Annotated in this window: 17 protein-coding genes and 1 tRNA gene; 11 read left to right on the top strand and 7 right to left on the bottom strand. The window is 70.5% G+C overall.

Annotated features, from left to right (window positions below; genetic code table 11):
- Position 1: 1 nt before the first annotated feature.
- Both IM777_RS06540 and IM777_RS06545 read right to left on the bottom strand, forming a co-directional pair.
- Positions 2-931, bottom strand: a complete 930-nt coding sequence (locus tag IM777_RS06540) for a hypothetical protein (RefSeq protein ID WP_194384998.1) — start codon at positions 929-931, stop codon at positions 2-4.
- 84 nt (positions 932-1,015) lie between these two features.
- A complete protein-coding gene (locus IM777_RS06545) occupies positions 1,016-1,708 on the bottom strand; it encodes a phosphocholine cytidylyltransferase family protein (RefSeq protein ID WP_194384999.1) in 693 nt (230 codons plus the stop codon).
- A 398-nt stretch (positions 1,709-2,106) separates the two neighbouring features.
- Between IM777_RS06545 and IM777_RS06550 the strand changes: the two genes are divergently transcribed.
- Genes IM777_RS06550 through IM777_RS06560 form a run of 3 tightly spaced genes read left to right on the top strand, consistent with a single transcriptional unit; the run spans position 2,107 to position 5,315 of the window.
- A complete protein-coding gene (locus IM777_RS06550) occupies positions 2,107-3,456 on the top strand; it encodes an ABC transporter ATP-binding protein (RefSeq protein ID WP_228480979.1) in 1,350 nt (449 codons plus the stop codon).
- A gap of 8 nt (positions 3,457-3,464) precedes the next feature.
- Positions 3,465-4,997: a hypothetical protein gene (locus IM777_RS06555; protein WP_228480980.1), complete on the top strand. Its 1,533-nt coding sequence runs from the start codon at positions 3,465-3,467 to the stop codon at positions 4,995-4,997.
- Positions 4,998-5,048: 51 nt separating this feature from the next.
- A complete protein-coding gene (locus IM777_RS06560) occupies positions 5,049-5,315 on the top strand; it encodes a DUF3039 domain-containing protein (protein WP_194385001.1) in 267 nt (88 codons plus the stop codon).
- A gap of 28 nt (positions 5,316-5,343) precedes the next feature.
- On the opposite strand, the gene IM777_RS06565 is transcribed toward IM777_RS06560, so the two are convergent.
- Entirely contained in the window at positions 5,344-6,675 is a 1,332-nt protein-coding gene (locus IM777_RS06565) for a nicotinate phosphoribosyltransferase (RefSeq protein ID WP_194385002.1), read from the bottom strand.
- Positions 6,676-6,733: 58 nt separating this feature from the next.
- Here IM777_RS06565 and murI point away from each other — a divergent pair, with 58 nt between their 5' ends.
- From murI to IM777_RS06585, 4 genes are all read left to right on the top strand, one after another.
- Positions 6,734-7,552 (top strand): glutamate racemase, encoded by an 819-nt coding sequence (gene murI, locus IM777_RS06570; protein WP_071042977.1) that lies wholly within the window; start codon positions 6,734-6,736, stop codon positions 7,550-7,552.
- A gap of 25 nt (positions 7,553-7,577) precedes the next feature.
- Positions 7,578-8,327 (top strand): ribonuclease PH, encoded by a 750-nt coding sequence (gene rph, locus IM777_RS06575; protein WP_194385003.1) that lies wholly within the window; start codon positions 7,578-7,580, stop codon positions 8,325-8,327.
- Positions 8,328-8,340: 13 nt separating this feature from the next.
- Entirely contained in the window at positions 8,341-8,952 is a 612-nt protein-coding gene (rdgB, locus tag IM777_RS06580) for an RdgB/HAM1 family non-canonical purine NTP pyrophosphatase (protein ID WP_194385004.1), read from the top strand.
- An 88-nt stretch (positions 8,953-9,040) separates the two neighbouring features.
- On the top strand, positions 9,041-9,949 hold the full coding sequence (locus IM777_RS06585) for a cation diffusion facilitator family transporter (protein WP_194385005.1): 909 nt from the start codon (positions 9,041-9,043) through the stop codon (positions 9,947-9,949).
- Positions 9,950-9,957: 8 nt separating this feature from the next.
- Here IM777_RS06585 and IM777_RS06590 read toward each other — a convergent pair whose 3' ends face one another.
- The gene (locus IM777_RS06590) at positions 9,958-12,501 is read right to left on the bottom strand and encodes an ATP-dependent DNA ligase (protein WP_194385006.1); all 2,544 of its coding nucleotides are present in this window, start codon (positions 12,499-12,501) and stop codon (positions 9,958-9,960) included.
- Between the two features lie 92 nt (positions 12,502-12,593).
- Here IM777_RS06590 and ku point away from each other — a divergent pair, with 92 nt between their 5' ends.
- Entirely contained in the window at positions 12,594-13,490 is an 897-nt protein-coding gene (gene ku / locus IM777_RS06595) for a non-homologous end joining protein Ku (protein WP_194385007.1), read from the top strand.
- A 29-nt stretch (positions 13,491-13,519) separates the two neighbouring features.
- On the opposite strand, the gene IM777_RS06600 is transcribed toward ku, so the two are convergent.
- The 3 genes from IM777_RS06600 to IM777_RS06610 form a co-directional block, all read right to left on the bottom strand.
- Entirely contained in the window at positions 13,520-14,332 is an 813-nt protein-coding gene (locus IM777_RS06600; RefSeq protein WP_194385008.1) for a DedA family protein, read from the bottom strand.
- Between the two features lie 51 nt (positions 14,333-14,383).
- Positions 14,384-14,465 (bottom strand) — tRNA-Leu (locus IM777_RS06605).
- Between the two features lie 58 nt (positions 14,466-14,523).
- On the bottom strand, positions 14,524-14,736 hold the full coding sequence (locus IM777_RS06610) for a PLDc N-terminal domain-containing protein (protein ID WP_071042985.1): 213 nt from the start codon (positions 14,734-14,736) through the stop codon (positions 14,524-14,526).
- A gap of 102 nt (positions 14,737-14,838) precedes the next feature.
- Here IM777_RS06610 and IM777_RS06615 point away from each other — a divergent pair, with 102 nt between their 5' ends.
- Genes IM777_RS06615 through IM777_RS06625 form a run of 3 tightly spaced genes read left to right on the top strand, consistent with a single transcriptional unit; the run spans position 14,839 to position 17,767 of the window.
- A complete protein-coding gene (locus tag IM777_RS06615; protein ID WP_228480981.1) occupies positions 14,839-15,990 on the top strand; it encodes a TadA family conjugal transfer-associated ATPase in 1,152 nt (383 codons plus the stop codon).
- Positions 15,987-16,841 carry a type II secretion system F family protein gene (locus IM777_RS06620; RefSeq protein WP_071042988.1) on the top strand — a complete coding sequence of 285 codons (855 nt, stop codon included), beginning with the start codon at positions 15,987-15,989 and terminating at the stop codon, positions 16,839-16,841. The genes IM777_RS06615 and IM777_RS06620 overlap by 4 nt, the downstream gene beginning before the upstream one ends.
- Positions 16,838-17,767, top strand: coding sequence for a type II secretion system F family protein (locus IM777_RS06625; RefSeq protein WP_071043373.1), 930 nt, complete (start codon positions 16,838-16,840; stop codon positions 17,765-17,767). The genes IM777_RS06620 and IM777_RS06625 overlap by 4 nt, the downstream gene beginning before the upstream one ends.
- Positions 17,768-17,783: the final 16 nt, after the last annotated feature.

Genomic DNA, 17,783 nt, shown 5'->3' on the forward strand with positions numbered 1-17,783 from the left:
ATCAGACCGGCTCAGCCGTGTCCTCCTCGCCGGAGTCGAGCTCACGGGATCCCTTGCCGCGGGTGAGGGCTCCACGCACGGCGGAGGCGCCGCGTGCCGTTCCCCCGGTGATCGCGTCGCTCACACGGCGGATGCGGCGGCCCGCCTGATACTCCAGGCGCGTCGCGCCGGGGAGGGGCTCGAGCTGGGGCGGCAGCGTGAACGGCGCATCCGGAAACGCGCGACGCGCGTTCGTGAGCACGCGTCTGCCGAGGATGTTGTTCCCGGCGCCGCCGACGGCTGCGCCGATGCCGAAGGGCAGGGCCTTGCCGATCCAGGAGGCTCCGCCCCGGGCGGCGAACTGGCGCACGAACGTGGACTTCAGGCGATCGACGAGTGGACCGACGGCGGCGCGTGGCAGCGTCTGCGTGATCATCTGCCCCCAGTAGCGATCCCGCGCCGGCCCCTTGCCGGCCGCCTGGTTCGCCAGCTGGGCGACGAGGTCGACGCCCTCCTGGCCCAGCATGAGCGTCAACACGAGAGCTCGCGCCCTATCGGGGTCGGACACCGGGATGCCGTGCACCTCGGCCACCGACTGCGCGAACAGGGCGGTCGCCTCGAGGAAACCGACCGTCTCGACCCCGCTGAGCGCGAGCGTCACTCCGGTGCCGATGCCGGGGATGACGGCCGTTGCTCCGACGGCCGCGCCGCCGGTGGTGACCGCAGCCAGGTAGCGGCGCTCGAGCATCCGGATGATGTGATCGGGGGGCGCATCCGGGTGGCGCAGCCGGATGCTGCGCAGGTGCGCGAGGACCGCCGGACGCTGGATGGCGAGCACCCGGTCCAGCGCGCGGATCGAGTGCGGGTGCTCGTCGGAGCCCACGGGAGGCAGCCCGCCGTCCCAGGGGGCTTCCTCGGACAGCGAGTGGATGCGGTGCACCTTGTCGGACATCACCGCGATCCTAGGTCGCCGGGCTGAGTCCGAGCCGGAAACCTCCCGGCCGGGTCGAAACCCGGTCGGGACGCGCATCGGCGATCAGACGAAGAGATTCGCCCGCTCGAGGTCCTCGGCGAAGTCGATCTCCACCGCGTACAGATCGGAGATGTCCAGCGGCGCGACGCGCACGCCGTCCTCGGCGATCGCGAGTTCGAGGCCGCGCTCGAAGTAGTCCTGATCGTCCACGCGCTGCAGCTGGCGCATGAACGCCTTCTTGTCGCGCGAGGAGATGTAGTTGATCCCGACGGCCTCGCCGATACCTCCGCGCACCGTCTTGGACAGCTCGTCGATGTGGCCGTCGGCGGTGACGGTGTACTTGACCTCTTCGTCGCTCACCTTGGAGGTGTTGACGGTGACGAACGAGCGGTCGGCCTCGATCAGAGCGACCGCGCGGCCGAGCACGCGGGGGTCGAAGACGACGTCGCCGTTCATCCACAGCACACCCGAGCGGCCGGTCTTGCCGAGGCCGCGCAGCAGGCTCTTGGACGTGTTCGTCTGGTCGTAGCTGTCGTTGTAGACGTAGTCGGCCTCGGGGAAGGCCTCCACGATGCTCTCGGCGCGGTAGCCGACCACCGTGGTCACGCGCGCGTCGGATCCGAACGCGGCGCGGATGTTGTCGTGCTGCTGCCGCATGATGGAACGTCCGTCGGACAGCTGCGTCAGCGGCTTGGGCAGGCTGCGGCCGAGCCGCGAGCCCATTCCGGCCGCGAGGATCACGATCTGAGTCGTCACGATTGAGTCTCCTGGAGTGTTGGTTCACCGTCGGTTCACCGACGCGACACCCCGTTGTGCCTTGAGCATGGTAGCGAGATCGCCTGAGAACGCGCAGAATCCCTGGCCACCGTGTCCTATTCGTGATATGCCGCATCGATGGCGGGGCGCGACGGTGCGAATCGTCTGAACGTGTCGCTCGCGGGGCCGGTGGCGCGCGGCGGGGTTGATACCTTTGATCGGTGACAGCATCGCTGCCCATGCCGGGGGAATCCAATACGCCGCACAACGGCGTTCGAGGTGCGGGCGCTCGCGACAGTGGTGCACTCATCTCCCTCCCGCCCAAACCTCCGCTTCCGCCGGTGGGTCCCCGGACCGATCCGGGTCCGCCGCCGCCGCTGCCGCCGGACCTTCGGGATGTGTCCACTCCCGCCCCGGAGACGGACGCTCTGATCATCCCGCCGCGCCCGCCGATGCCGACGGCGCCGATGGACGACACGGTCGAGGCCGAGAAGGATCTTGCCGTCCCCGAGGCCGATCCGGTCGTCGACGAGGACGACATCGACGACCTCCTCGACGAGGACGAGACCGACGAGCTGCTCGATGAGGATCGCGACGACCTCCCCGACGAGGACGAGATCGAGCTCCTTGATGATCCCGTGGCCGGGGAGCACACTCTGGTGGGTGACGAGCCGGCATCGCTCGACGACATCGAAGACGAGTCGGACGAAGAGGATTCGGACGAAGACGGAACGGACGAGGAGGAATCGGTCGCAGACAAGTCGGACGACGACACCGACGTCGAGGGCTCGGCGGGCGCCGAAGACCCGCTCGTCGACGACGAAGACGACGTCGCGACAGACGACGTCGATCCGGACGTCGTGGATTCGGATCCGGTCGCGGCGGATCTCATCGATCCGGACCCCGTCGAGGCCGACGCGCCGGCCACCGGCGCTGCCGCTGTCACCGACATCGTGTCCTCGGTCATGGCGGAGGACGAGCCCGCCTCGGACGCGGCGCTCGCTCTGCGGGGAGTCACCAAGGTGTTCGGTCAGACGCGTGCCGTCGACGGAATCGATCTGACCGTCCCCGCGGGAACGTTCTACGGACTCGTCGGACCCAACGGGGCCGGCAAGACGACCACGTTGTCGATGATCGCGGGCCTGCTGCGGCCCGACCGCGGCGAAATCAGCGTGAACGGCGTCGACGCCGTCACCGATGCCGTGCGTGCCAAGAGCATGATGGGCGTCCTCCCCGATCGACTCCGCACCTTCGACCGTCTCACAGGTCGTCAGCTGCTGTACTACTACGGCGTGCTGCGCGGGCTGTCGCCGTCGGTCGTCGAGTCACGCACCGCCGACCTCGCGCGCGCGTTCGACCTCACCGACGCGCTCGGCCGCGTCGTGTCCGACTATTCCGTGGGCATGTCGAAGAAGGTCATGCTCGCCGGCGCGCTCATCCACTCGCCGCGCGTGCTGGTGCTGGACGAGCCCTTCGAGTCGGTCGATCCCGTCTCGAGCTCGGTCATCCTCGACATCCTCGGCACCTACGTCGATCACGGCGGCACCGTCATCCTCTCCAGCCACGGCATGGACCTCGTGGAGCGGGTCTGCAGCCGGGTCGCCGTGATCGTGGCCGGACAGGTGCTCGCCGAAGGGACCATCGACGAGGTGCGCGGCGAATTGACGCTCGAGCAGCGCTTCGTCGAGCTCGCCGGCGGGCTCAGCGATGTGGAAGGCCTCGAGTGGCTGCACACCTTCTCCGACTGAGGCTCGCGATGATGCTCGGCGCTCTGCGCGGCGAGCCCCGGCACATCGTCCGCATGACGGCGGGCCTGCTCGTGCTCACGGCGGCCGTGGTCGCCGCGTGCTGGGCCCTGACGACGATCGAGGATGCGACTCTCGAGGCGTTCGCCGCCGTGGCCGTCATGGGCGGCGCGGCGATCACGCTCGGCTTCGCCCTCGCTCCGGTCGTGACCGGTTCGCCGGACCCGCTCGACCCGCGCCGGTTCGGGGTGCTGGGACTGTCGCCTCGCCGACTTGCCGGTGTGCTCGCGGTGCTGGGGGCGGTGTCCGTCCCCGTGTTCGCGGTGCTGGCGCTGGCGACGACGACGGCGACGGTGTGGGAATCTCTCGCCGCACCCGTCTGGGCCGGCATCCTCTCGGTCGTGCTGATCGTCGCCACGTGCGTGATGCTCGCCCGCGTGGCGATGGCGCTGACGTCGATGTTCCTCCGCGAGCGGCGCTCGCGCGAGCTGTCGAGCGTGCTCGTGGTCGGGATCCTCGTCGTGGTCGTCCCGGTCGTCGTCTTCCTCGCCTCCCTGGAATGGCAGGGGAGCGTGCCGGTGCAGCTCACCGAAGCGGTGCGTGTGCTGGCCCTCACCCCGGTCGGCGCCGCGTGGGCGCTTCCGGGGGCCGTGGTCGCCGGCGAGAGCGTCGCACTCACGGTGGTGGTGGCGATCGCGACGCCTGTCCTGCTCGGTGCGGCATGGCTGGGTCTGGTCACCCGCATCCTCACCACGACCGAACGGCCGGTCTCGGTCAAGGAGCGCGGGGGTCTGGGATGGTTCACCGTCGCCCCGGGCACCCCCACCGGCGCCGTCGCCGCCCGCAGCCTGGTGTACTGGCTGCGGGATCCGCGCCACATCGTCAACGTGATCGTCATCCCGGTCGCGGCGGCGATCCTCATCGTTCCGCTGCTCCTCGCAGGCGTGCCGGCTCACCTCGTCGCGCTCGTGCCGGTGCCGATCGTCGCGCTGTTCCTCGGCTGGCTCCCTCACAACGACCTCGCCTACGACTCGACCGCCGTGTGGATGCACATCGCCAGCGGCATCCACGGCGCCGCCGACCGCATCGGCCGGCTCGTGCCGGTGGTGCTCCTGGGCGTGCCGCTGCTGGCGATCGGGATCCCGATCGCGGTCTCCCTGCACGGGCGCTGGGCGATTCTGCCGGCGATGGTCGGCCTGTGCGCGTCGCTGTTCCTCTGCGGCCTCGGTCTGTCGAGCATCGCCTCGGTGCTCGGTCCCTACCCCGTCTCCCGGCCCGGCGACAGCCCGTTCCAGCAGCCGCAGCGCACCGGGCCGAGCGGCGTGCTGTCGCAGTCTCTCGTGATGCTCGGCGCGATCGGGCTCAGCGCGCCCGTGCTGTGGTGGTCGTGGCTGGCTCTCGGCGGTGACCTCGCCTCGGCCGAGCTGGCCCTGTGGTGGGGCGTCGGAATCGGCGTGGGCGTGCTGGTGATCGGCGTGGCCATCGGCGGCGGCGTCTTCCGTCGACGCGGCAGCCGGATCATGGAGTTCGCCGAGGCGAGCTGAGTCGGTTCCGACCCGGCCGGAGCGGGCGTCGCGGCGGTACACTGGCTCACCATGAGCACCCCTCTCGACAGTCCCGACCAGGGCGGTCTGGCGACACTCGACCGCGAGCTCGAAGAGCTCATCCGCGAGGAGAGCGTCGAGCCGGGCGATCATGAGCGGTTCTCGCACTACGTCAAGAAGGACAAGATCCTCGAATCGGCGCTCACCGGCAAGCCGGTGCGTGCCCTGTGCGGCAAGAAGTGGACACCGGGCCGCGACCCGGAGAAGTTCCCGGTCTGCCCGCAGTGCAAGGAGATCTACGAGAGCCTCAACGGCTGACGCGTCGCGGCCGGGCGGGTGCGCTCGGTCAGTCCGCGTCGACGTAGACCGTGGGAATTGCCGGATCGGACCGGCTGAGGGCCAGCGCGGCCTGCGGCAATTCTGCACGCGCGCGCAGGTGGTGCTCGCGTGCCGCGGACACGCCTTCGGCGCCGAGCGCCGCGTGATCGGGCTGGCCGTGGTCGATCAGCGTCGCCTGGAGCGTGCGTGATCCCGGGTGCTCGGCACCCGTGTCGAGCTCGTCGAACCGGTCGCTCACGGCGATGAGCTCGGCGCTGGCGACCTCGTGCTCGAAAGCGCGGAAGGCCGCCTTGCGGCCACCTTGCGACGCTTTCGCGGCTGAGGTCTTCGCCACCGGGACCCACCCGCCCGCAGCGTCCTGCCGCGCCACGAGCTTGTAGACCATTCCCGCCGTCGGAGTGCCGGAGCCGGTGACCACCGACGTGCCGACGCCGTAGGCGTCGACGGGACTGGCCGCGAGCGCCGCGATGGCGAACTCGTCGAGGTCGCTCGTGACGGTGATGCGCGTGTTCGTCGCGCCCAGCTCGTCGAGGTGGCGACGCACCTGCGCGGCCATGTCGGGAAGGTCGCCGGAATCGATGCGGACCCCGCCGAGGCCGGTGCCGGCCACGCGGACGGCCGTCTCGACCCCGGTCCGGATGTCGTACGTGTCGATGAGGAGGGTCGTGCCGGTGCCGAGTGCGGCGATCTGCGCGCGGAAGGCGCCCTCCTCGCTGTCGTGCAGGAGCGTCCACGAGTGTGCCGCGGTGCCCATCGTCGGGACACCCCACGCGCGGCCGGCCTGCAGATTGCTCGTGGCCCCGAATCCGGCGATGTGCGCGGCACGAGCGGCGGCCACCGCCGACTGCTCCCCGGCGCGGCGGGATCCCATCTCGGCGAGAGGCCGCGACCCGGCGGCGATGCTCATGCGCGCGGCGGCCGTGGCGACCGCCGAGTCATGGTTGAGCACGGAGAGGGCGAGGGTCTCGAGGATGACCGCTTCGGCGAACGAGCCCTCGACGGTGAGCACGGGCGAGCCGGGGAAGTACAGCTCGCCCTCCCGGTATCCGGTCACGGTTCCGGAGAACGTGTAGTCCTCCAGCCACCGGACGGTCGCGGCATCTACGATGTGCTCATCGCGCAGGTACCGCAGCTCGTCGTCGCCGAAGCGGAAGTCCCGGATGAGGTCGAGCAGGCGGCCGGTGCCGGCGACGACCCCGAACCGCCGCCCCGCTGAAAGTCGCCGGCCGAACACCTCGAACACGCAGCGGCGGTGGGCGGTGCCGTCGCGGAGGGCGGCGTCGAGCATCGTCAGCTCGTAGCGGTCGGTGAGCAGGGCGGTGCTTTCGCGGGCGCGCATGATCGCCAGCCTAGCCACGCCGCGGCGGGCCGGCCGTCGGCGGGTAGGCTGGTCGATCGTGGACGACGCGCCGATCGGGATCTTCGACTCCGGAGTGGGCGGACTGACCGTCGCCCGGGCGGTCTCGGCGCTGCTGCCGCGGGAGTCGATCCTCTACATCGGCGACACCGCGCGCTCGCCGTACGGCCCGAAGCCCATCGCCGATGTGCGCCGCTACGCCCTGGAGATCCTCGACACCCTCGTCGAGCAGGGGGTGAAGATGCTCGTCATCGCGTGCAACACCGCGTCGGCGGCGATGCTCCGCGATGCGCGGGAGCGCTACGACGTTCCCGTCGTGGAGGTGATCGGTCCCGCGGTGCGCACGGCGATGTCGACCTCGCGAAACGGCCGCATCGGCGTGATCGGAACCGCCGGCACGATCGCCTCCGGCGCCTATCAGGACATGCTCGAGGTCAATGAGCGGCTCACGGTGTTCGCGCAGGCGTGTCCGCGCTTCGTGGAGTTCGTCGAGCGGGGGGTGACGGACACCCCGGAGGTGCTCGCTGTCGCCGAACAGTATCTCTCGCCGCTGCGGCACGCCGGTGTGGACACCCTCGTGCTGGGCTGCACGCACTATCCGTTCCTCGAGGGCGCCATCAGCTACGTGATGGGGCCCGACGTCTCGCTGGTCTCGAGCGACACCGAGACCGCGAAGGACGTCTATCGCCAACTCGTCGGCCGCGATCTGCTGGCCGGCCCCGACGCGGTCGCCCGTCACCTGTACGAGGCGACCGGATCATCCGCCGACGACTTCGTCGATCTCGCGCATCGTCTCATGGGTCGCGAGGTGCGAGACGTGCGTCTCGTGCAGACCGGCGCCATCGACCTGCCCCGTTGAAGACCAACCGCATCCGAGGAGGAACATGACCGACATCACCCGTGCCGACGGCCGCACCGTCGACCAGCTGCGCCCGATCACCATCGAACGCGGATGGTCGACACAGGCCGAGGGGTCCGCTCTCATCTCGTTCGGCGGGACCAAGGTGCTGTGCACCGCGTCGTTCACCAACGGCGTGCCGCGCTGGCTGACGGGCAAGGGCAAGGGGTGGGTCACCGCCGAGTACGCGATGCTGCCGCGCGCGACCAACGAGCGGAACAGCCGCGAGAGCGTGAAGGGGAAGATCGGGGGGCGCACCCACGAGATCTCGCGCCTGATCGGCCGTGCCCTTCGTGCCGTGGTCGACACGAAGGCGCTGGGTGAGAACACGGTCGTGATCGACTGCGACGTGCTGCAGGCCGACGGCGGCACCCGCACCGCCGCGATCACCGGCGCCTACGTGGCACTGGCGGATGCGATCGACTGGGGTCGGGAGAAGAAGTTCGTCGCCCAGCGCTCGAACGTCCTGTTCGACTCGGTGTCGGCCGTGTCGGTCGGCATCATCGACGGCACGCCCATGCTCGACCTGGCGTATGTCGAAGACGTGCGCGCCGAGACCGACATGAACGTCGTCGTCACCGGGCGAGGTCTCTTCGTCGAGGTGCAGGGCACCGCGGAGGGGGCGCCGTTCGACAAGCGCGAGCTCGACCAGCTCCTCGAGCTGGGTGTCGCCGGATGCGCCGAGCTGCGTGACCAGCAGGTGTCGGTGCTCGACGGCGCCGGACAGCCGCGCTGAGCGGGCGCCGGGGATGACACCGCCGAGCGCCGGCCGCATCGTGCTGGCCACGCACAACCCGCACAAGGTCGAGGAGTTCCAGGCGATCGTCGCCGGCGCGAGACCGGATCTCGAGGTCGTCGCGTACGACGGACCCGAGCCGGTCGAAGACGGCGTCACGTTCGCCGAGAACGCGCTGATCAAAGCGCGTGCGGCGAGCATCCACACCGGGCTCCCGGCCCTCGCCGACGACAGCGGCATCTGCGTCGACGTGCTGGGCGGTTCACCGGGGGTGTTCTCGGCCTACTGGGCGGGGCACGCGAAGGATGCCGGAGCCAACCTGGCGCTGCTGCTGGACCAGCTCTCCGACGTCGCGGATCCGCATCGCGCGGCGCAGTTCGTCTCGACCATCGCATTGGTCATCCCCGGCGGTTCGGAACAGACCGTCGCCGGCGTCTGGCCCGGGCGCCTCGCGACCGAAGCCGTCGGCGCGGGCGGATTCGGATACGACCCGGTCTTCATCCCCGACGGGCAGGACCGCGCGGCCGAGCGGACGGTGGCCGAGTGGTCGGCCGCGGAGAAGAACGCCGCATCGCACCGTGCGCGCGCGTTCGCGGCCCTCCTGCCGCTGCTCGCCGCCGTCTGATCGGTCGGGGCAGGAATGAGAACCGGCATCGTTCCCGAGTTCGGGTGGATGCGTGTCGGCGGCGAGGGCGCGTCCTAGCCTGGGAGACATGCACGATCATGCCCCCGGGCTCCGGGGCGCGAGCAATCGCCGCCTGCTGACCCTGTCGCTGATCATCACCGCGTCGGTGATGATCGTGCAGATCGTCGGCGCCGTGCTCACCGGTTCGCTCGCGCTCCTCGCCGACGCCGGGCACATGTTCGCCGACACCGCGGCCCTCGTCATCGCTCTCCTGGCGAGCATCGTCGCCGCGCGGCCGGCCAACGATCGACGAACCTTCGGCTATCAGCGGGCCGAGGTGCTCGGGGCCCTCATCAACGGCGTGATCCTCATCGCGCTGTCGGCATGGATCGCCGTCGAGGCGGCGACGCGCCTCGTGGGCCCGGACGATCACGAGGTCGCCGGTGGGCTGATGCTCGTCGTGGCGGTCGTCGGCCTCATCGCCAACGCGATCGCGATGTGGCTCCTGAGTGCGGCGCAGCGCCACAGCATCAACGTGAGGGGCGCCTACCTCGAGGTGCTCGGCGACCTCATCGGATCGGCGATGGTCATCGTCGCCGCGATCGTCATCGTCACCACGGGCTGGACCGGCGCCGACGCCCTCGCCTCCCTCGCGATCGCCGCCCTCATCATCCCGCGCGCGATCGGGCTGCTGCGCGAAGTCGCCTCGGTGCTGAGCGAGGCGGCGCCGGCCGACATCCATGTCGCCGAGATCCGGGAGCACATCCTGCGCACACCGGGCGTGACCGCCGTGCACGATGTGCACGTGTGGCAGCTCACCCGCGGCGCACCCGTGTTCAGCGCGCACGTGGTGGTCGACGACGTCTGCCTTCGCGACGGTCGTGGCCCGGCCATCCTCGCCTCGCTCCAGACCTGCCTCGCCGACCACTTCGACGTCGAGCACTCCACGTTCCAGCTCGAGCCCGCCGATCACGTCGAGCACGACGCGCACGCCTGACCCCCGTCTCAGGAGTCTTCGCGCCGCACCTCGGCCGGCGACTTGTCAGGGCGCAGGCCGCGCCAGCGCGCGTGGCGGAGGATCCCCCCGGGAGTGAACTCGGCGAATTCCACCTCGCCGACCACGTGCGGCGCCACCCATTGCGCGTCGCGGGCGTCAGCGGCCGGGACGCCCACGAACGGATCGGCGTCGATGCGCCGGGGGAGGAGCTCCTTCTCCAGTCGAGCCAACGTCGCCTCGGAGAAGCCGGATCCGACGCGGCCCGCGTAGCGCAGACCGTCGTCGCCGGGGATGCCGACCAGGAGCGACCCGATCCGACCGCTCCGACCGCCCCTGCCCGGGCGGATGCCGCCGATGACGATCTCCTGCGTGCGGGTGAGCTTCACCTTCAGCCACGACTCGCTGCGCGCGCCGCGCCGGTAGGGGGAGGCCGCATCCTTCACGACCACCCCCTCCAGGCCGAATCGCTCTGCGGCGGCGAGAGCCGCATCCACGTCGTCGAAGACCGGCGGCACGCGCAGCGGCGATGCCGCGTCGCCCGCGATGCTCTCCAGCAACTCCCGCCGAGCCGACAGCGGCAGGTCGGACACGTCGCGACCATCGAGGGAGAGCAGGTCGTAGAGGTACCACTGCACCGGCGTGCGCGCCGCCTCCCGGGCGATCTCGCGCCGGTCGGCGAGGTTGATGCGACTCTGCAGCAACGGGAAGCTCGGTCGTCCGGATTCGTCCAGCGCGACGACCTCGCCGTCAAGGATCGCCGGCACCGGCCCGAGGTCGGGCGGTGCCGCCGTGAGCTCCGGGTAGGTCGCCGTGATGTCGGCGCCGCTGCGTGCACGCAGCAGGAGGGAACCGCCGTCCCAGATGCCCAGTGCGCGCACGCCGTCCCACTTCAGCTCCGCCCACGCGGAGCCCTCTGTCTCGGCCCAGCGTCGCGCGGCCTGCCGAGCGATGGCGGGCGTCGCGTTGACGGCGAGCATCGGTCGCAGGGCGCTTGAGTCCGGCGCGGCGCCCGACCTCTCGTCCGCATGTCCCCTTTTTCGTCCTTTCGCCGTGTTCTTCGCCGCGGTTTCCGGGACATGCTCGCCCGGGGTGGGACCTTCCGCGTCGGCGATCAGGTGCGCGTGGTCGGCCGGCTCGACGGGTGCACCCTCGGCCTGCGGTCGGCCGGCGGCATCCGTCTTCATGCGGTGCAGCAGCCAGGTGGACTTCTCACCCTCACCGTCCGTGCGGATCAGAGCCAGGCGCACGTCACCGAGGGGGCCGTCATCGCGGCCGCGGGCGGTGAAGATGACCTCGTCGTCGCGCCACTTCTCCAGCTCGTAGTGACCGGTGTCCCACACCGTCATCGTGCCGGCACCGTACTCGCCCTTCGGAATGACGCCGTGGAAGTCGAGGTACGACAGCGGGTGGTCCTCGGTCATCACCGCGAGGTTGTTGCGCGTATGGGTGGGGGGAACTCCGCGCGGCACCGCCCAGCTCACGAGCACGCCGTCGCGTTCGAGGCGGAGATCCCAGTGCAGCCGGGACGCGTGGTGCTCCTGGATGACGAATCGAGGCTGCGCGCGCGGATCGGACGGCTCCCCGGCGGGATGCTCGGGCACGGGCTCCGGTGTGCGTGACGCGGAACGCTTGGCGATATAGGCCGTGAGCGGCGCGCGGGACGGACGCGGATCGAGCGCAGCGAGGGGATCGCCCAGCCGGTCCACGCGACGCAGCACCTCGTCGAAGGTCAGATGCGAGAGCTTCGGATCGTCGAGTTCCTCCCACGTGCGAGGTGCCGCGACCGTCGGGTGAGCACGACCCCGCAGCGAGTAGGGTGCGATGGTCGTCTTCGCGGCATTGTTCTGGCTCCAGTCGATGAACACGCGACCCGCACGCTCCGCCTTCGCCATCTGGCTGACGACGAGGTCGGGGTGGTCCGCCTCGATCGCCCGGGCGAGTTCCCGAGCCACGCCGGAGACCTGCTCGCTCGACCAGGCGCCGTCCACGTGCGCGTAGAGGTGGATGCCCTTACTGCCGCTCGTCACCGGGAAGGCCTTGAGCCCCATGCCATCGAGGATGTGCCGCGCGTGCCGAGCGACCTCAGCACACTCGGCGAGACCAACGCCCGGACCGGGGTCGAGGTCGAGAACGATGCGGTCGGGAGTGCCGCGCTGGCCGTCGGCGTCGAAGCGCCACTGGGGCACGTGGAGCTCCAGGCTCGCGACCTGGGCGAGGTAGACGAGGGTCGGCACGTCGGCGATGAGCGGATAGTCTTTCGGGCCGCCCGAGTGGGCGATGGGCAGGCGCCGCACCCACGCGGGGGCGCCCGGTTCGAGGTCCTTCGCGAAGAACGAGGTCCCGGGGTGGGCCTCGGTGCCGACGCCGTCCGGCCAGCGCTTGCGGGTGACCGGGCGTCCGGCCACGTGCGGCAGGAGCACGTCAGCCACGCGCGTGTAGTAGTCGATCACCTCGCCCTTGGTGGTGCCGGTGGCGGGATACAGCACTTTGTCGAGGTTCGTCATTCGCAGACGGCGGCCGTCGATGCGCACCAGCTGTTCCGCCCCGGCCATGGCCTCAGGTTAGTGCGGGAAGTCCTCCGCACGGCCCGCCCGCCGTCCGCAAGGGGTGGCAGCGAGCCCTGTGACGGGTGTGTACTGGTGTGGTGAGAGCCATCTGGAAGGGCGCGCTGACCTTCGGCCTGGTCAATGTTCCGGTCAAGGTCTACTCGGCGACCGAAGACCACGACGTGCCGCTGCATCAGGTGCACAACGCCGACGGCGGACGCATCCGCTACCAGCGCATCTGCGAGATCGACGGCGAGGTCGTTCCGTACGCCGACATCGACCGCGCCTACAACGACGGCGAGAAGACCGTGATCCTCACCAAGGCGGACTTCGATGCGCTGCCGAGCGAGCGCAGTCGAGAGATCGACGTGGTCGAGTTCGTGCCGAGCGAGCAGGTCGACCTGCTGACGCTCGACAAGGCGTACTACCTCGAACCGGACTCGGCCTCGCCGAAGGCGTACGTGCTGCTGCGGAAGACCCTCGAGCAGACCGACCGCACCGCGATCGTGCGTTTCTCGCTCCGGCAGAAGACGCGCCTGGCGGCGCTCCGTGTGCGCGGTGAGGTGCTGGTGCTCCAGACGCTGCTGTGGGCGGACGAAGTGCGGGAGGCGTCCTTCCCGGCGCTCGACGAATCCGTCAGGATCTCGGCGAAGGAGCTGGAGATGTCCGCCGCTCTCGTCGACAGCTTCGCGAGCGATTTCGACCCGGAGGAGTTCGAAGACGAGTATCAGGCCGAGCTGCGCACGCTCATCGATGCGAAGCTCGAGCAGGGCGACGCCGTCGACACCGCGGAGACCTTCGGTGAACGCGACGACGACGCTTCCGGCGGCGAGGTGATCGACCTCATGGAGGCCCTTCGGGCGAGCGTGGAGAAGTCGCGCGCCGCGCGGTCGGCGACCACGGCGGGTACGAAGGCATCGAAGGAGTCGGACGGCGAGGGGTCGGCTGCGCCGCCGAAGAAGAAGCCCGCGAAGAAGTCGGCCAAGGCGTCGTAGCCGCCATCCCCGCGGCTCCCGCGCGTGGGTCAGCGCCCGGGGGCGTCGGGATCGTCGTGGTCGTGACGGCGCGCGCTCTCGCCGTAGCGGTCCGGGTGGTCGAAGACGTCGTGCTCGAGCACGAGGTGGCGGGCTTCGTCTTCGTCGGTGACGACGTCCTCTCCTGCCTCGGCAGCTCGTCGCGCCTTCCGGCGCTGCTGCACGTAGTGGGTCGCGACGAAGGTGACGGTCCCGAGCACGGCGACGAGCAGGATGACGTCGATGTAGTCCGCGACGATCTGGCCGACTCCGGGGATGAGACTGATGCCGTATCCGAAGACGGTGAGCCCGAAGCCCCACAGCACCGCGCCGATGAGGTTGTAGAGCGTGTAGGTCCACTTGTTCATGTGCCCCACACCCGCGGCCACCGGCGCGAAGGTGCGGACGATGGGCACGAAGCGCGCCAGGATGATCGTGAGCCCGCCGAACCGCTCGAAGAACGCGTTCGTGCGCTCGACGTTCTTGACGCTGAAGAAGCCGGATTCCTTGCGCTCGAAGATGCGGGGGCCGGCCTTGTGCCCGATGAGATAGCCGACCTCGCCGCCGAGGAACGCCGCCAGGCCGATGAGGAGTCCGACGAGCCAGACGTTCACGCCGAAGACGCCGTGGGGCGGATGCGCGGTGGGATTCGACAGCAGGCCGGCCATGATGAGCAGCGTGTCGCCGGGGAGGAGGAACCCGACGAGCAGGCCGGTCTCGGCGAACACGATCCCGCACACCACGAGGAGCGCCCAGGGACCGGCTGCGTCGATGATCGCGGCAGGGTCGAGGAAGGGGATCAGTGCTGCGGGTCGGAGATCCAAGGAAGTCCCAGCGTCGGAACGGCTTCGGTCAGGGCGTGCGAGGTCATCGCGTGCGGAAGGTGGGACTTGAACCCACACGCCCGAGGGCACAGGAACCTAAATCCTGCGTGTCTGCCGATTTCACCACTCCCGCGAAGTGGGTCAAGTCTACTGACCGCGGTGAACGTCTTCTGTGGGGGTTTCCCCCGGGTTCAGCGCCGGATGCCGACCAGGAAGTAGGCGGCCGGACCGATCCAGTTGACGAGGATCACCGGTACCCACATCGGCTTCGACCCGACGACGTCGCGGTGATCGCGGTGCGCGAGGTCCCAGAAGGCGAGGAAGGCGAACGCGACCTGCACGACGCCGACGACGCCGAGGCCGAGCTTCGAGACGGGGGAGAGGTTCTTCGTGGCGGTTCCCATGGTGATCCTTTCGCAATCGTCTCCATTCTCGCGCGCCCGCTCGCATGGCGCACCTGTGGATAACGAACACGGCCCCGCGCCCGGACTTGCGAGGATTCCCGGGTGACCCTGACCGCCGATCCTGCCGTGTCGGTGGCCGAGCGTGTGCGCGAGCGGTTGCGGCGCGAGGCCGCCGACCCATCGCGTGAACCGGACCGGGCGGCGCAGATCGCCCGCTCCGAGGTGCGACGCCACAACGACTTCGCTCTCGCCCGCGGGCTTCGCCCGGTCGATGACGAGGCTACGTGCGTGCGGCAGGTGCTCGCGACGGTGTCGGGGTTCGGCGCGCTCCAGGTCTACCTCGACGATCCGAGTGTGGAGGAGCTGTGGATCAACGCGCCGGACCGCATCTTCGTGGCTCGCGCGGGCGTGGCCGAACGGGTGCCTCTCACCCTCACCGACGTCGCCGTGCGCGATCTTATCGAGCGGATGCTGCACTCGACCGGTCGCCGGGTCGATCTCTCGCAGCCGTTCGTGGACGCGTCGCTTCCGGACGGCTCCCGGCTGCACGTCGTCATCCCCGACATCACGCGTCGTCACTGGGCGGTGAACATCCGGAAGTTCTCTCCCAGCCTGCGCGACCTGCGGGAGCTCGTGCGGACCGGGTCGCTCGCCCCGGAGGCGGCGGAGATCCTGTTCGACGGGGTCCGCACCGGTCGGAGCATCGTCGTGTCGGGTGCGACCCACGCGGGCAAGACGACGCTCCTCGGAGCGATCATCGCCGCCTGCACGCCGGAGACGCGCGTGGTGACCGTGGAGGAGACGTTCGAGCTGGCGGTCGAAGCCCCCGACATCGTGTCGCTGCAGGGCCGGCAGCCGAGCTTGGAGGGCAGCGGTGAGGTGAGCCTGCGACGCCTTGTGAAGGAGGCGCTCCGCATGCGGCCGGATCGCCTCGTGGTCGGCGAAGTGCGCGACGCGGAGGCGCTGGATCTCGTGTTGGCGCTGAACACGGGCGTGCCCGGCGCCGCGACCATTCACGCGAACTCGGCACGCGAGGCGCTGACCAAGCTGGCCGCCCTCCCGCTCTTGGCCGGTCGCAACATCGACGCCGGATTCATCCAGCCGGCCGTGGCCTCGTCGGTGCACCTCGTGGCGCACTGCCGTCGAGAGCCTGACGGCCGGCGTCGCGTGGTGGAGATCGTCGCCCCCACCGGCGTGGACGGCGGCGGCATCGCGGCGAAGACGCTGTATCGCGCTGAGGGTGTGTCGCCGTGACCTGGATCTGGGGTGCGACCCTGGCAGCCGGCATCCTGCTGGCGATCTCCCCCTGGGTCTGGCCGGAGCGACCGAAGCCGCCGGCGGCGGTGACCGGGGGCGTGTCCTCGTTGCTCGAAGGAGCGGGCCTCGCGCGGGTGGCGCCCACGAGCGTCGTCGCCGTCGGCGGGCTGTGCGCCCTGGTCGCGGGTGCACTCGCGTGGCTGATCACCCAGGTCGCCGCGCTCGCCGTGGTGGCCGGCGTCGCCGCCGCCTTCGCTCCCGTCGCCTGGCTGCGGTCGCGGCGCACGCGGTTGCGCCGCACTCGTCGCGGTCTCTGGCCCGATGTGTGCGATCTGCTGATCGCGTCGGTGCGGGCGGGGATGTCGCTTCCGGACGCGGTCGCGGCGCTCGCGGACTCAGCGCCGGCATCGCTGCGCCCGGCTTTCGCCGTCTTCGCGCGCGACATCGCCGCCTCCGGCCACTTCGACTCCGCCGCCGCTCACCTGAAGCAGAACCTCGGAGATCCCGTCGCCGACCGCATCATCGAGACGCTCCGCATGGCGCGTCAGGTGGGAGGGACGGAGCTCACGACGGTCCTGCGGGCGCTGTCGTCATCGGTGCGCGCTGACGCCGCCCTGCGGGCGGAGGTCGAGGCGCGTCAGTCGTGGGTGCGCGGTGCCGCCGTCCTCGGTGTGACGGCGCCGTGGGTCATCCTCGGTCTTCTCGCGCTGCGGCCCGAGGGCGCGCAGGCGTACGGCAGCCCGGAGGGCGTGGTGCTCATCGTCGTCGGTGCGGTCATGTCCGTCGTGGCCTACCGGGTCATGATCCGGCTGGGCCGTCTTCCCGAGCCGCGGCGGTGGTTCGCGTGACGGGCGTGACGGAACTGGCGCTTGCGATCGTGCTGGGCACGGCCTTCGGGCTCGGCGCATGCTTCGTGCTCGCGCGGGCTCCGCGCATCGGGGCGCCGAGCCTGTCGCGCCGGATCGCCCCGTACGTGCGCGACGTCGTGGACCCGCGCGGTGTCGTCGTCGACGGGGGCGGCCTTCCCGCGTGGGACGCCGGCACGATCGGACGACGCCTCGCGGACGCGCTCGGTCGCGTGGTGGGCTCGTCGGAGGCGATCGAGCGGCGCCTGCGGCAGGCGGGGTGGCGCGTCGACGTCACCACGTTCCGGGCGAGGCAGCTCGGCGGTGCCCTCGCCGGCTTCGCGGCCGGCGGTGTGTTCGCGGTGGCGCTCGTTCTGCTCGGACGCGGGGGAGCCGCATCCCTTCTGCTGCCGGTCGTCGGTGGGGCGATCGCCTACTTCGGGTGCGACGTGTGGCTGTCGCGGGCGGCGTCCGCCCGACTGTCGCGCATCAGCGAAGAAGTGCCGACGGTCTTGGAGTTCCTCGCGCTGTGCCTCTCGGCGGGCGAAGGGATGCTCGACTCGCTGCGTCGCGTGTCGTCGGTGGGCGCCGGCGAGCTGACGGCCGAGATCCGGACCGCGGTGGTGGAGGTGGGCACGGGGTCGTCGCTGGCGGATTCCCTCGCGGCGATGGCGCATCGGCTCGAGCTTCCCGCGCTCACACGCAGCGTCGATCAGATCGTCGCGGCCATCGACCGTGGTGCGCCGCTCGCCGACGTGCTCCACGCTCAGGCCGCCGACGCCCGCGAAGACGCCAAGCGCGCGCTCATCGAGAGTGCGGGACGCAAGGAGATCGCGATGTTGGTGCCCCTCGTCTTCATGATCCTGCCGCTGAGCGTTCTGTTCGCGGTCTTCCCCGGGATCCTCATGCTGCGGCTGGGGGTCGGATGACACAGAAGGAGAATCG

Origin of the sequence: Microbacterium luteum (assembly GCF_015277875.1) — a bacterium.
Classification (GTDB): domain Bacteria; phylum Actinomycetota; class Actinomycetes; order Actinomycetales; family Microbacteriaceae; genus Microbacterium; species Microbacterium luteum.